Here is a 13,302-nt window from a genome sequence, read left to right on the forward strand (position 1 = left end):
TTGTCCCGCCTGAGCGGCGTCCCATGCTTGCCGCGACGGTCACATTCGCTGTCGTTATTGTGACCGCGCTCGGTGCATGGCGCTGGGTCGGCGAGCACTCATTGCGCGCCGCCAACAGCCGCTTTGAACAGAATACAGTGCATATCACCGCTGATCTGCAGCGCGAGTTCGCCTCCGGCGAATCACTGCTGCGCGGCGCGCGCGGCATGCTCTCAGTCGCGCCGGCGGCCGATGCCGACGCCTGGCGCCGATATGTCGCACAACTCGATCTGGACGAAGCGTCGTCGGTGGTGCGCTCACTTGGCTATGCCGATGTTGACGCCGCGGCTATCGCCCGCCTGACGGGCGGCGCCGCTAACGCTGCCGGACCAGCCGCCGCGCCACAACCGGTCGCGCCGGTGATCCAGATGGCGCCGGCCGCCGTCGATGCGATGCCTGTCGGCTACGACCTGGCTAGCGCTCCCGCGAGCCGGGCGGCGTTGCTACACGCCATCGATACAGGAGCAAGCGCGCTCGACGCGGACGCAGCGCCGTTCGGCGATACCGGCTCGAGCCCTCACCCTCGTCTCTACGTCTATTTTCCAGTGTATTCGGACACCGGATTGCCGTCGACCCCACAAGCGCGCCGCGCGGGCATCAAACGGCTGCTGATAGCGGCGCTCGACACCAGCCGTGTATTCGACAACGCCCTCGCCCGGCAACGGCGCATTGATTTGCAGGTATTTAGCGGAACCCCTGCTACGCTGCGTTATTCGTCCGCCGCAGCGGACGATGACCTGATGGAGACGGGTCCTGTCTTCCGTAAAACCGATACCTTGCGCGTCGGCGGCGCACCGATCACGCTGTCGTACACCGCGAGCGGCCGCTATCTGCGAGCCGAGGACGAATTCGCAGAAACCGCGGTGCTGATAGCCGGCGTTGCGGCAGCGTGCCTGCTCAGTGCCATGGCTTTCCTGATTGCTAACGAACGCGGCGGCGGATCGATAGCGACGAGCAAGGCGCGCAGCCAGTCGACCCTGAACGAGGCACGCATGATGGGGATCATTCGCTCGTCGATGGAAGCCATCATTACCGTCGACGAACGGCAGAACATCGTCATTTTCAATCCAATGGCCGAGCAGGTTTTCGGATGCACCGCAATGGAAGCGGTCGGCGCCTCCCTGTCGCGCTTCATTCCAGAGCGCTTTCGCGCGGGACACGCGCGGCATGTCGAACAGTTCGGCGTAACCGGCGTTTCCGACCGCCAGATGGGCAAGCAACGCGTGCTGTTCGGCTTACGGAGCAACGGCGAAGAGTTTCCTATTGAAGCGTCGATCTCACAGATCCGCGATGGCGATGGCAAGCTGTACACAGTTATGCTGCGCGACATCACTGAGCGGGTAAAAGCGGAAAATGCGCAGCGGCAATCGCGCGAGGAACTACGCGAGCTCTCGGCGAATCTGCAGAAGGTTCGCGAGGAAGAAAAAACCCGCATCGCACGCGAGCTGCACGACGACCTTGGGCAGCAATTGACTGCCCTCAAGATGGACATTTCGTCGGTCGAACAGGAGCTCGAAACCACTGCTGAACCGCGCCTGCTGCAGCAACTGCGTGGGATGCGCCGGTTGATCGATGCGACGGTCGCGTCAGTGCGCCGGATCGCTGCCGATCTGCGCCCGGTCATGCTCGACGATCTCGGTCTGATTCCTGCGATCGAATGGCTCGCCAATGACTTTACAAACCGCTACGGCATCGATGTGGAGCGCCGGATCGAAGTCGGCGACACCAGCTTTACGCCAAATGGCGCGACGACGATATTTCGTATCGTCCAGGAGGCGTTGACCAATGTCGCCCGGCATGCGGAAGCGACGCTCGTCACGCTGACTGTGCGCATCGAAGGAGGTGCTTGCGTGTTGCAAATCGCGGATAACGGTCACGGCGCGAACCGCTCGCCCACCTCCGCCGAGAAATCATTTGGCCTGCTCGGTATCCGCGAACGTGCACATATGCTGGGCGGCACGGTCGACATCCACAGTTCCAATGGCAACGGCTTTGCGCTGACCGTCACCTTTCCGGTCACGGCGGTGCAACAGCAGGAGATGCAAACATGATTCGAGTGCTGATAGCCGACGACCATGCCCTCGTACGCGATGGCCTGCGGCATATCCTGCAAAACGCGAGTGGCTTCGAAGTGGTCGGCGAGGCCAATGATGGCATCAGCACGATCGCGCTGACCCGCTCGAACGCTGCCGACGTGCTCGTACTCGATCTGTCGATGCCGGGCAGAAACGGCGTCGAACTGATCAAGCAGATCAAGGAGGAAAAGCCGGCACTGCGGATCCTCGTGCTCACCATGCACGCGGAGCAGCAGTACGCGGTACGCGCTTTCAAGGCGGGCGCATCAGGGTATCTAACCAAGGAAAGTGCCAGCGCCGAGCTGGTCTCCGCCGTCACCAAAGTCGCATCCGGAGGTGTTTACGTGAGCCTCGCGATGGCCGAGCGATTTGCGCAGAGCCTGAACGAGCCTGCCGATACATTGCCGCATCAACGCCTGTCCGACCGTGAATTCGATGTGTTCCGCCGCATCGCCACGGGCCAGACCCTGACCGAAATCGCTGCGGAGTTGTGTGTCAGCAGCAAGACGGTGAGCACCTACAAAACGCGCATCCTCGAAAAAATGCAGATGCCGCACGAAGCCGCGCTGGTGCGTTACGCGCTGCGCCACAAGCTGCTCGGAGAAGACGACGAAATCTAGATCGGTATCCGGGACGGCGCGCAGGCCGTCGGGTTAGCGCCAATCGTCACATCAATTCGTCGCTCACGCGGCTACATCTACTTCCGCATTTACCGTGTGTAGGAAATCCCCTACACGTCTTCGCGCTCGCCTACCTGAAGTTCGTTCGCCGCCGATTTTTAATTGAGACAGCGCGGCCGATACTTCGAGCCATGAACTCCAGCCCGTCCCAGCAAACACTGCGCGTTTTCCTCGTGGAAGACACGATCCCGATCAGACAACGGATGGCGGCCCGCTTCGGCGCCATCGACGGCGTCGAGATTGTCGGCGAAGCCGAAGAATCCGATGCCGCGCTCGCCGGTATCGACGCCACCGGAACCGATGTCGTGGTCGCGGATTTTCGCCTGACCGGCGGCACCGGCATGGAACTGCTGCAGAGCATCGCGCGCAGCACGTCGCCGGTAATCACGATCGTACTGACGAATCATTCGAGCGCGGCCTTCAGGCAGGCGTGCCTCGCGGCCGGCGCTCGGTACTTCTTCGACAAGACGAGTGAATTCGATCTTGCATGCAACACGATCAAGCGGATTGCCCACGAGCACAGCGCACGTGGCCTCAACTACACAGGAGCACACCATGTCTGACGTCGCCGAATACAGTGAAATCATGCCGCTGCAGCGCGTCCCACTGCCGGCGTCAGGCCATTCCCCGCTCGCGCCGTCAGTACCGGCCCGCCCCGCCACGCGCTGCTCGACCTGCTCGATGCTCTCGATCTGCATGCCACAAGGCTTGACGCCGGCCGAACTGGAGCGCATGGAGTCGCTGATGTGCGTTTCGCGCACCATCAAACAGGGTGAATCGCTATACCGCGCCAACGATTCGTTCCAGAGTATCTATGCGGTCCGCGCCGGTTCGTTCAAGACCGTCGTCATGCATCGCGACGGTCGCGAACAGGTCACCGGTTTTCATCTGGCCGGCGATTCACTCGGCCTCGACGGCGTATGTTCAGGCAAACACAGCTGCGACGCGATCGCCATCGAGGACAGCAACGTCTGCATCATCCCGTTCCATTTGCTCGAAGTCATGTGCCGCGAGGTGAAGGTCGTGCAACAGCACGTCCATCGCCTGATGGGCGGTGAGATCGTTCGCGAGGCGACACTGATGATGCTGCTCGGCACGATGTCCGCCGAGCAGCGGGTCGCCGCATTCCTGCTGAACCTGTCAGGAAGGCTCAAAACACGCGGCTACTCCCCGGCCACGTTCAATCTGCGCATGACACGGGAGGAGATCGGCAGCTATCTTGGGATGAAACTCGAAACCGTCAGCCGCATGTTTTCGAAATTTCAGAAGGACGGCCTTGTCGATACGCACGGCAAACAGATCAGGATTCTCGACCTCGAAGGCCTCGCGCGTGTGTAGCGCCAGACGAAAAGGAGGAGACCCTAAATGAACGCACTTCCCCAGAACAGCGCCTGGTCCATCGACGAACATCAATTCGACCCGAATGCCGGCATCGAAGAAAAACTGCGGTTTGCACTGCGATACGCGGTGCTGGCGCCATCCAACCATAATACGCAACCGTGGCATTTCATTGTCGACGGTGACCGCGTCACGCTATGCGCGGACCGGATGCGGGCACTATTCGACGCCATGCCGCGGCGCGTCACGACCCGTGAAACCTTCGCTGACGAACCCGTCCCTGTCGAGCTTCAGTTGCGGCTCGAGGAAGCCGGCGCCGCCGAGGGTGCCGACATTGTCTGCGTCGGAAACGCGGCCATCCGCGAGCGCCTCGCCACGTTGATCACTGAAGCCGATCACGCGCAATTCAAGAATCCGCGCTTCAGGCGCGAACTCGCGAGCTGGATCCATCCGAAACGCAGCCAGGATGGCATGCCAGCGTTGTCGCCGGGCATGCGCGCCCTACTCGATCTCGCGGTGCCCCTGGTAGGTTCCGTGATTCGCACGTTCGACCTGGGCGGCGGCATGGCAGCCGCCCATCACACGCTGGTCACCGGCTCGCCGTTACTGCTGTGTATCGCCACCGGAGCGGACGATGCCGCAGCGTGGCTGGCGGCAGGTCAGGCGCTTGAACGGGTATTGCTTATCACCGCGGACGAGGGCATCACGGCGTCCTATCTCAATCAGCCGATCGAAGTGGCTTCACTGCGTGACACATTGCGTGCCGCCCTGAATCTGGACGGCGTACCGCAATTGCTGCTGCGTATCGGCCGCGGCCGCCAAATGCCTCATTCGCCGCGGCGACCGCTTGCCGAAATCGTGTCGTAGGAACGAAGCGACCCTCTGACGCCGCTTCGCTCGCAGCAACGGAAGTAGCCGCTGTGGAGCATGACCGGCATGCCGCCTCTACTTCGTCGAGCAAACGAAGCGTTGCCTGTTCGATCGGATAACAATGGGTATCGAACGCAACGTCAAGTGGCATCTTTGGCTGGGCGCCGGAAAGCGAAAGTCTGAGTGCATGACAAAGGCGGTTGATTTGAATCAATCATCGAATATGGCAGCAGCGCACCATGGGGTTTGTGCATTCACCGTCCTGGCCTGCAAAACCTAATTTCGCCTGGCTCGTACGAGGCTGTCATGCAACATCTGTTCAGACCAGGTACCACGCTGCGCGATTCTGCGTGCCCACACCCGGTAACCGCCGTAGCGCCGCAGCGGATCGCACTGCCCGCACCCCAACGCACCGGTGGCATGCCGATCATGGAAACGTTCGGGAGACGCCGAACGACGCGCCGGTTCGCTTCAACCGCGCTTGACGACACGACGCTCAGTAATTTGCTATGGGCAGCCGACGGCAATAACCGGGAGCCGGAAGACGGACGAACTGCGCCTTCAGTATTGGGCCTGCATGAAATCGCGATTGACGCCGCGCTCTCGTGCGGGCTCTACCGATATGATCCGCACCAGCATTGCCTCGATCTGGTCGTCGCCAGTGATGTGCGGGGCCTGACCGGCTATCAGGACTTTGTGGGCGATGCGCCGCTTGATCTCGTATACGTAGCCGATCTCGCACGAATGCACGAAATCGCCGCATCGCAGCGTGAACCGTTTGCATCCGCCAGCGCTGGGGCGATCGTGCAAAACGTCTACCTTTTCTGCGCGAGCGCCGGGTTGGCGGTCGCGGCCCGTGGTTGGCTGAACCGCAGCGCACTCGCCGTTGAAATGCGCTTGCCGCGCGACAGCGTCGCCGTGCTCGCTCAGACGGTAGGTCATTTCAATGTTGCGAACCCCGAGGAAAGTAACTGACCGTGGCGGACGCTCGAACGCAACGCGAAACATCGGCTTGATATGAGTCAATCGCAACGGCGACGGCGACTCTACACTGATCTCAGAACCTGTCCTGGAGTGCGTATTGTGAATGCCCCGCCCCTGCACTATCTCACCGCAAGCACACTTGCGCTGTTGCTGGCAGCAAGCGGCGCAGCGCTTGCCCAGTCAGAGCCGACAGCGCTAGTCGATCAACAGCATTGCATGTTCTGCCATACCCGTGATGCGCCATTTCTCGCGCCTTCGTTTCAGCAGATCGCGGAACGCTATCGCGGCGTGCCAAACGCCAGCGTGATGCTTGAGCACAAGCTGCGGCTCGGCGGCAAGGCCCACTGGGGTGACATGGCCATGCCGCTGCCGGCCGATCGCGGTGGCCCGTTGACGCCCGGAGATGCTCACACGTTAATCCAGTGGGTTTTAAGTCAATAGCGGCCCAGATCGTTTGCCCATGTTCATGTGGCATGTTCGGAGAACCTCATGCGCCTCACCCTCCACCTCGACACATTCGATCGTGTCAATCCAATGGCATTCGCCATCCTGTGGCTCGACAATGAAAAACGCCAATGGTCGCGCGAGGGTCATATGGGGCTCGATTTACCCGAATGGGGCGCCTTGCACGTCGATTGCGGCAACACGCTAATCTGTGGGCCGCACGATTCCACACCCCGCTGCGTCCTCGAAGGACTCGATCTGAACACCGCGTCTGGACCATTCGAGGGTGAAACCGGACACGCACAATGGTGCGCCGACGGCGGCAGATCGCTGATGACGGGCCACTGGCACGTGCAATGTATCGACAACGAGAACACCGAACCCGAAGACGGTATATTCGCCGCCGACGACACCCCTTAAGCGTTGTCAACACGACCAACCGGACGAGGAGCTACCGTGGGAATGAACGCTGATCTGGACGGCGTACGTCATGCGTACGGACTCTGCTTCGTACGCGCGCCATGGGCCTATTTCACGCGTTTGCCGCTCGACCAACAATGGGGCGACGGCTGGGAACGCGTGCCTTATCAACAGCACGCCGCAGCCCCTTATACCGACAGTCCCGAGCAGATCCTGACCGTCGCTTTCGATGGCCCGCTCTACACGCCCGATCGCGGCTACGACGACAAGGAACGCAGCGTCAACGAAATCAATCGCGGCGAGGTGCCATGGCTGCGTACGCAAAGTTTTGTCAGCAATGCACCGATTCACATCATGGCAGGCGTCACACTCGATTCATTTGTGGGGCAGGTCGAACTCGCAGGCGGTCACGTGTTTGCGCCGCTCGGCTGGGGCGCTTTGCGACTCGAACCAGATGTGCGCGCGGCGGCGTCGAATACGCCGACCCCGGCGTGCGGCACGGCCAAAACCTGAAGCGATCCGCGCGAGTTGAAACTGGCTTCAGTCGACCATGATCTACAGCTTGAATGCGAGTCTGAGGATGCCCTGCATGATCGCTTGGGTGAGGATGACGAAACCCGCCGCACGCCTCCCGGCGGCGTGCTAGGAATCGTCGCCCGCTGAAAGGTTAAGCAGCAGGACGAAACAGGCAACGCCGGCAACAAGCCCGGCCGCGCCGAAACGAATGAAGTCCGTGCTATCGAACAACAACCCACGGATTAATCCCGCGAGGCCTGCTAACGCGATAAAGACGGCAACGGTCGCAACGATGATTCTGGATTCTGTCCGGACCATGATTCCTCCCTCTCGGCTCAACGCACGTCGTTTTAGATCGACGTGGCAGTTCGCGAGCCGTCAATGACACATTCATCATCGACCCAATCGAAGTATTGCGATTGATTTGCATCAAGGTCTGGAAGCTCCGCATCACGTGTAGGTGATGCAAGCGCCTTGCAACGTTGAGGGTTAATCCATCAGCAGAAAGGAAACGGCACTCGGTGCAGCTCACCTCTTGATGTGAATCAAGTGCATCGTCGGCCAGACCGTCATAGTTCTTACACACACCCACGCTGAATCATCACCGGCCCCCGTTCCGTCGTATCTGGCTGGCAGCCGTCGCCGTTCTCGCGCCAGCCTCCCCAGACGCATCGGTGTACGCATCATGGCCATCAAGAGCCATCTCAAGTGACCACGCTGTCGATGCGTGGTCCCCGCCATAACCCTATGAGGAGACTATGCATGTCTACCGTCGAACTTAATCAACCCAATTCCACGGCGCCGCAGATCCCAGCGCTCAGGCACGCAACCATCGACGGCATGGAGGCTTACCATGCACTCGTGGCCGAGGCCGAACGCGACTATCCCGCGTTCTGGGCGCGTCTTGCGAGAGAGCATATCGAGTGGCGCCGACCATTCACGAAGGTGCTGAACGAAACCAACGCGCCCTTCTACCAATGGTTTGAAGACGGTGAGTTGAACGCTTCATACAACTGCCTCGATCGCAACCTCACCAACGGTCTTGCCGACAGAACCGCTATCGTGTTCGAGGCAGACGACGGCAAAGTCACGCACATCACGTATCAGGCGCTCTATCACCGCGTGTGCAGACTCGCCAACGCGCTGCGCGCGCGCGGCGTGAAAAAAGGCGACCGGGTAGTGATCTACATGCCGATGTCCGTGGAAGGCGTCGCCGCCATGCTGGCGTGTGCGCGCATCGGCGCGCCGCACTCCGTCGTGTTCGGCGGCTTCTCCGCGAAATCGCTGCATGAACGGATGGTCGATGTCGGCGCGGTGGCCGTGATTACCGCCGACGAACAGGTGCGCGGCGGCAAGACCCTGCCGCTCAAGACTATCGTCGACGAAGCCCTTGCGATGGGCGGCACCGAAGCCGTTAAAACGGTCGTCATCTATCGCCGTACCGGCGGCCGGATTCCCTGGATCGCAGGACGCGACGCATGGCTGCATGAACTCGAACAGGACCAACCCGATACCTGCGAACCGGAATGGGTCAGTGCGGAACACCCGCTGTTCGTGCTGTACACGTCCGGGTCGACCGGCGCGCCCAAAGGCGTGCAGCACAGCACCGGCGGCTATCTGCTGTGGGCCGCCGTAACGATGAAATGGACGTTCGACATCAAGCCGGCCGATGTCTTCTGGTGTACCGCCGACATTGGCTGGATCACCGGTCACACGTACATCTGCTATGGCCCTACCGCAGTCGGCGCAACCCAGGTGATCTTCGAGGGCGTCCCCACCTATCCGAATGCGGGCCGCTTCTGGGACATGATCCAGCGCCACAAGGTCAGCATCTTCTACACGGCGCCGACCGCCATCCGGTCTCTCATCAAAAGCGCCGACGCCAACGCCGCCGTGCATCCAGGCAGTTTCGACCTGAGCAGCCTGCGCATTCTCGGCACTGTCGGCGAACCGATCAACCCCAGCGCATGGAACTGGTATGCCGAACATGTCGGCGGCGGCCGCTGTCCCGTGCTCGACACGTTCTGGCAAACGGAAACGGGCGGTCACATGATCTCGCCGCTGCCGGGCGCCACCCCGCTCGTGCCGGGATCGTGCACGCTGCCGATGCCGGGCATCGACGCAGCGATCGTCGACGAAACCGGCCATGAAGTGGCCAACGGTCAAGGCGGCGTGCTCGTCATCCGCAAGCCGTGGCCTTCGATGATCCGCACGATCTGGGGCAATCCTGAGCGCTTTCGCAACGGTTACTACCCCGAGGAACTCGGCGGCAAGCTGTACCTCGCCGGCGACGGCGCGATTCGTGACCGGGACACGGGCTACTTCACGATCACAGGTCGTATTGATGACGTCCTGAACGTGTCCGGACACCGGATGGGCACGATGGAAATCGAATCGGCACTGGCGGCCAATCCGCTCGTCGCCGAAGCTGCAGTCGTCGGGCGTCCGGATGAAATGTTCGGTGAGGCCATCGTCGCCTTCGTCGTTTTGAAAACGGCGCGGCCAACCGGTGCTGAGGCTAAGCGCATAGCGGACGAATTGCGCGTCTGGGTCGCCAAGGAAATCGGTCCGATCGCGAAACCGAAGGACATCCGGTTCGGCGACGCCATGCCCAAGACGCGCTCCGGCAAGGTCGTGCGCCGCTTGTTGCGCTCAGTCGCGAAAGGCGAATCGATTACACAAGACACGTCGACCGTCGAAAACCCCGCCGTGATTTCACAGTTCGCCGATTCGATCTGAACGGTCCGGCGGTGCGCCTCGTTGGCGCTCCGGCGTTCAGACGCTTGATCCTGTTGTGGCCGATGCGTGGCGCCTGTCTTAAGGACGGCCACGCAATCGACCTCTACCTCTTTCTGAATGAGGAATTCATCATGAATATCAAAGCCCCTAATCCGGCTGCACTCGGCCTGGCCGGTTTTGCCCTGACGACCTGGCTGCTCAGTATGATTAATGCCGGCTGGTTCAGCGGCACTGCGATGGGTATGGTGCTCGTCGTCGCTTTCGCTTATGGCGGCACAGCGCAGATGCTAGCCGGACTCATGGAAATACCGCGCGGCAATACATTTGGCGCGACGGCCTTTCTGAGCTATGGTGCGTTCTGGTGGTCGTTCGCCCTCTTCGTGCTGTTCCTGCACGGTACTGTGCCTGCGGCGTTCATCGGGTGGTATCTGTTCCTGTGGGGCGTGTTCACGCTTTATATGTGGGTCGCCACATGGCGTGCGCCGCGCGCGTTGCAACTGGTGTTTCTATCTTTGTGGGTGACTTTCTTCGTGCTTGCGGCGAGCGAATGGACCGGCCTTGAATGGCTGCACCATGCCGGAGGTTACCTCGGCCTGGTGACGGCGCTGCTGGCGTTCTATCTGTCCGCGGCGGAAATCATTAACGAGGCACACGGACGCACGGTGCTGCCGGTGGGAACCGTCGTTCAGGAAATCGATGTGACCGTGACGGTCACCGAGGGACTGCGCGGGGCCTGAAACAGGCGGCGGCCGGCGTGCCGCCGCTCACACGGATAAAAATTGGCATGCCAATCAACTATCTTCGAGGATTCACGAAACCTGAGCGCAGCGACGCGGCGAATCTCCGCCTCGGACGATCGCTAGCCTTCGTCGCCGGTGCGGCCAACGCCGGCGGATTCCTCGCGGTGGGACAGTACACATCTCACATGTCCGGCATTGTGTCGTCACTCGCTGACAACCTCACGCTCGGCGAAATCAATGCAGTCGTTGCGGGATTGAGTTCGCTGTTGTCATTCCTTTTCGGAGCCGCCACCTCTGCAATTCTGATCAACTGGGGGCGTCGCCGGCAAATGCACAGCCTCTATGCGATGCCGTTGATGCTCGAGGCTACGCTGCTCCTCTGCTTTGGCCTGATCGGCACGAATCTCGAGACCCATCGCCTGCTCTTCGTGCCGGTGACCGTTTGTCTTCTGTGCTATGTGATGGGTCTGCAGAACGCGATGATCACAAAGATCTCAAAGGCGGAGATCCGCACGACGCACGTCACCGGTCTCGTGACCGATATCGGCATCGAACTCGGCAAGTTTTTTTACTGGAACCTTGGAGACGTCGGAGCAACAACCGGGGGCGCAGTCCGTGCAGATCGCCAGAAACTCCGACTTCTCGGATCACTATTATTGTCGTTCCTCTCGGGCGGCCTGGCAGGCGCCATAGGCTTCAAGCATTTGGGGTTTATGGCGACCATTCCCCTTGCTATCGTGCTGCTTACTCTCGCCGCTGTTCCGGTCGTCGACGATATGCTCGCGCAGCGCCGATAGCACATTTTTTCGCAATGCCGCTACGTCGCGCCGCATTGATCGATAGGGGGCGCGGCCCGATTGCCAGTTACTGGTCAACGGATATTTCTGGTGTGCCCAAGTGAATAACGCCCCGGTTGCGGCCAGACGGTAAGCCCGTGCGGTTCCGCGCCAACCGGAATGGATTTGACCGAGCCGGTCGTCGTTTCGATCGCGTACACAACGTCATCGAAGCGACCGGACAGCCACAGCATCGTGCCATCCGCGCTGACATTACCCATGTCGGGACTGCCGCCGCCAGGAATCGGCCAGTTCGCGACGACCTTGCGCGTTGCGAAGTCGATCACCGACACGCTGCCCTTGCCATGTTTCGGTCCGTGCACGCGATTGGAGCCACGGTTGGACACATAGAGCCGAGTGCCGTCGCGGCTCGGGTACAGGCCGTGCGTACCAACGCCGGTCTTGATGAAGCCAACCTTGGTGAAGCTGTCGCCGTCGATCACGTAGACGCCGTCGGCCATCATGTCGGCGACATAGAACACCTTGCCGTCCGGCGCGATGCGGATGTCATGTGGCATGCCCTTCCGGTCGAGTTCGAGGTAGGCCACGACCTTGCGGTTGACGAGATCGATCTTGGCCAGCTTGCCGCCGAACTCGCAGGTAAAGAGCGCGTACTTGCCGTCGATCGAGAAATCGGCGTGATTGATGCCTTTGCACTGGGGCGCTTCAAGACTCGATTTCAGCGCCATCGTGTGCGCATCGCGAAAGTCCAGTCGCGCGTGTGCTTCGGCCACCACGATCGCCTCTTTGCCGTCCGGTGTGAAGTACAGGTTGTACGGATCGTCGACCATGATCGCCTTGCCGGGATGGCCGGTCTTCGGATCGATCGGGGTCAGGCTGCCGTCGGGGCGGCCTTCGGCGTTGTTGGCCACCCACAGCGTCTGCAGATCCCATGCAGGGACGACGTGCTGTGGACTGAATCCGACGTGAAACCTGTCGACCACCTTCAGCGTGGCCGAATCGATCACGTAGACGTCGTTCGAACGCAGGTTCGGCACATAGACGCGCGGTAGCGCGCCGGCGACCGCGGCGCTCAAGTTGCAACGACCGTATCACGAACCAGCAGCACCGGGCAGGTCGAGAACCGAAGGAACCGCTCAGCGACGCTGCCTAGCTTCATGCGTTGCATTCCGCGACGTCCGTGGGTGCCCATCACGACAAGGTCCACGTCGTGCCCCTGTACGTAACGCAGCAAGCAGCTGGCGACGTCTTCGCTGATGTTGTCCGTCTCGGCGATAGCGACCTTGCACGCCACGTTGCCCTCCGCCGCCTCTTCATACGCATTCGCCTGGATTCGATCGCCTTCAGCGCGTAGTGCGTCGACCATCGCAAACTGGTCGTAACTGGCCGAATAGGCAAACATCGCGAAACGGTCGAGCACGTACACCACCGTCATCGCGCCGTCGGTCAGCTTCGCCATGCGGATAGCTTCCTTTAACGCATCCTTCGACGCGTTGCTGCCATCAAGTGCCACCAGGATATCTTTGTACATGACCACCCTCTCCGGTTAGTCGATTACGAATTCGCCCCCGATGGCGAATCAATCGCGCTGCCGGGAGCGACGCGAATACGCGCCCTACCTGCACTGAAAGCGATCACAAATTCATCATCTGCGTTTCCC

Annotated in this window: 15 protein-coding genes; 12 read left to right on the forward strand and 3 right to left on the reverse strand. The window is 60.9% G+C overall.

Annotated elements, in window-relative coordinates; translation table 11 throughout:
- The first annotated feature begins 23 nt into the window (after window positions 1–23).
- From P3T43_RS28405 to P3T43_RS28445, 9 genes are all read left to right on the forward strand, one after another.
- Window positions 24–2,090, forward strand: a complete 2,067-nt coding sequence (locus P3T43_RS28405; protein ID WP_429284325.1) for a sensor histidine kinase — start codon at window positions 24–26, stop codon at window positions 2,088–2,090.
- A complete protein-coding gene (locus P3T43_RS28410; protein ID WP_429284326.1) occupies window positions 2,087–2,734 on the forward strand; it encodes a response regulator in 648 nt (215 codons plus the stop codon). Before P3T43_RS28405 ends, P3T43_RS28410 begins: the two co-directional genes overlap by 4 nt.
- A 191-nt stretch (window positions 2,735–2,925) precedes the next feature.
- Window positions 2,926–3,357: a response regulator gene (locus P3T43_RS28415; RefSeq protein WP_429284327.1), complete on the forward strand. Its 432-nt coding sequence runs from the start codon at window positions 2,926–2,928 to the stop codon at window positions 3,355–3,357.
- Complete coding sequence (locus P3T43_RS28420; protein WP_429284328.1) at window positions 3,350–4,132, forward strand: helix-turn-helix domain-containing protein; 783 nt, start codon at window positions 3,350–3,352, stop codon at window positions 4,130–4,132. The genes P3T43_RS28415 and P3T43_RS28420 overlap by 8 nt, the downstream gene beginning before the upstream one ends.
- A gap of 27 nt (window positions 4,133–4,159) precedes the next feature.
- Window positions 4,160–4,999, forward strand: coding sequence for a nitroreductase family protein (locus P3T43_RS28425; protein ID WP_429284329.1), 840 nt, complete (start codon window positions 4,160–4,162; stop codon window positions 4,997–4,999).
- A gap of 309 nt (window positions 5,000–5,308) precedes the next feature.
- On the forward strand, window positions 5,309–5,977 hold the full coding sequence (locus tag P3T43_RS28430; protein ID WP_429284330.1) for a nitroreductase family protein: 669 nt from the start codon (window positions 5,309–5,311) through the stop codon (window positions 5,975–5,977).
- Between the two features lie 156 nt (window positions 5,978–6,133).
- A complete protein-coding gene (locus P3T43_RS28435) occupies window positions 6,134–6,427 on the forward strand; it encodes a c-type cytochrome (protein ID WP_429284396.1) in 294 nt (97 codons plus the stop codon).
- A 48-nt stretch (window positions 6,428–6,475) separates the two neighbouring features.
- Window positions 6,476–6,850, forward strand: coding sequence for a DUF3564 domain-containing protein (locus P3T43_RS28440; protein ID WP_429284331.1), 375 nt, complete (start codon window positions 6,476–6,478; stop codon window positions 6,848–6,850).
- Between the two features lie 42 nt (window positions 6,851–6,892).
- Window positions 6,893–7,363 carry a hypothetical protein gene (locus P3T43_RS28445; protein ID WP_429284332.1) on the forward strand — a complete coding sequence of 157 codons (471 nt, stop codon included), beginning with the start codon at window positions 6,893–6,895 and terminating at the stop codon, window positions 7,361–7,363.
- Between the two features lie 129 nt (window positions 7,364–7,492).
- Here the strand turns inward: P3T43_RS28445 and P3T43_RS28450 are convergent, their stop codons facing one another.
- Window positions 7,493–7,684 carry a DUF2964 family protein gene (locus P3T43_RS28450; protein ID WP_429284333.1) on the reverse strand — a complete coding sequence of 64 codons (192 nt, stop codon included), beginning with the start codon at window positions 7,682–7,684 and terminating at the stop codon, window positions 7,493–7,495.
- Window positions 7,685–8,128: 444 nt separating this feature from the next.
- Between P3T43_RS28450 and acs the strand changes: the two genes are divergently transcribed.
- From acs to P3T43_RS28465, 3 genes are all read left to right on the forward strand, one after another.
- A complete protein-coding gene (gene acs, locus P3T43_RS28455; protein ID WP_429284334.1) occupies window positions 8,129–10,105 on the forward strand; it encodes an acetate--CoA ligase in 1,977 nt (658 codons plus the stop codon).
- A gap of 131 nt (window positions 10,106–10,236) precedes the next feature.
- A complete protein-coding gene (locus P3T43_RS28460; RefSeq protein WP_429284335.1) occupies window positions 10,237–10,842 on the forward strand; it encodes an acetate uptake transporter in 606 nt (201 codons plus the stop codon).
- 47 nt (window positions 10,843–10,889) lie between these two features.
- A complete protein-coding gene (locus P3T43_RS28465; RefSeq protein WP_054037486.1) occupies window positions 10,890–11,642 on the forward strand; it encodes a YoaK family protein in 753 nt (250 codons plus the stop codon).
- A gap of 74 nt (window positions 11,643–11,716) precedes the next feature.
- On the opposite strand, the gene P3T43_RS28470 is transcribed toward P3T43_RS28465, so the two are convergent.
- Together P3T43_RS28470 and P3T43_RS28475 are read right to left on the reverse strand one after the other, a co-directional pair.
- Window positions 11,717–12,718, reverse strand: a complete 1,002-nt coding sequence (locus tag P3T43_RS28470; protein ID WP_429284336.1) for a YncE family protein — start codon at window positions 12,716–12,718, stop codon at window positions 11,717–11,719.
- Complete coding sequence (locus P3T43_RS28475) at window positions 12,715–13,173, reverse strand: universal stress protein (protein WP_429284337.1); 459 nt, start codon at window positions 13,171–13,173, stop codon at window positions 12,715–12,717. The genes P3T43_RS28470 and P3T43_RS28475 overlap by 4 nt, the downstream gene beginning before the upstream one ends.
- Between the last annotated feature and the right edge of the window lie 129 nt (window positions 13,174–13,302).

The sequence above is a fragment of the Paraburkholderia sp. GAS41 genome (assembly GCF_050436545.1).
Classification (GTDB): Bacteria; Pseudomonadota; Gammaproteobacteria; order Burkholderiales; family Burkholderiaceae; genus Paraburkholderia.

Excerpts from the sequence above, each read along its gene's own strand:
- P3T43_RS28410 (WP_429284326.1), top strand. The coding sequence starts at position 2,087 with ATGATTCGAGTGCTGATAGCCGACGACCATGCCCTCGTACGCGATGGC.
- P3T43_RS28450 (WP_429284333.1), bottom strand. The coding sequence starts at position 7,684 with ATGGTCCGGACAGAATCCAGAATCATCGTTGCGACCGTTGCCGTCTTT.
- P3T43_RS28425 (WP_429284329.1), top strand. The coding sequence starts at position 4,160 with ATGAACGCACTTCCCCAGAACAGCGCCTGGTCCATCGACGAACATCAA.
- P3T43_RS28445 (WP_429284332.1), top strand. The coding sequence starts at position 6,893 with ATGAACGCTGATCTGGACGGCGTACGTCATGCGTACGGACTCTGCTTC.
- P3T43_RS28440 (WP_429284331.1), top strand. The coding sequence starts at position 6,476 with ATGCGCCTCACCCTCCACCTCGACACATTCGATCGTGTCAATCCAATG.
- P3T43_RS28475 (WP_429284337.1), bottom strand. The coding sequence starts at position 13,173 with ATGTACAAAGATATCCTGGTGGCACTTGATGGCAGCAACGCGTCGAAG.
- acs (WP_429284334.1), top strand. The coding sequence starts at position 8,129 with ATGTCTACCGTCGAACTTAATCAACCCAATTCCACGGCGCCGCAGATC.
- P3T43_RS28420 (WP_429284328.1), top strand. The coding sequence starts at position 3,350 with ATGTCTGACGTCGCCGAATACAGTGAAATCATGCCGCTGCAGCGCGTC.
- P3T43_RS28405 (WP_429284325.1), top strand. The coding sequence starts at position 24 with ATGCTTGCCGCGACGGTCACATTCGCTGTCGTTATTGTGACCGCGCTC.
- P3T43_RS28430 (WP_429284330.1), top strand. The coding sequence starts at position 5,309 with ATGCAACATCTGTTCAGACCAGGTACCACGCTGCGCGATTCTGCGTGC.
- P3T43_RS28415 (WP_429284327.1), top strand. The coding sequence starts at position 2,926 with ATGAACTCCAGCCCGTCCCAGCAAACACTGCGCGTTTTCCTCGTGGAA.
- P3T43_RS28460 (WP_429284335.1), top strand. The coding sequence starts at position 10,237 with ATGAATATCAAAGCCCCTAATCCGGCTGCACTCGGCCTGGCCGGTTTT.
- P3T43_RS28465 (WP_054037486.1), top strand. The coding sequence starts at position 10,890 with ATGCCAATCAACTATCTTCGAGGATTCACGAAACCTGAGCGCAGCGAC.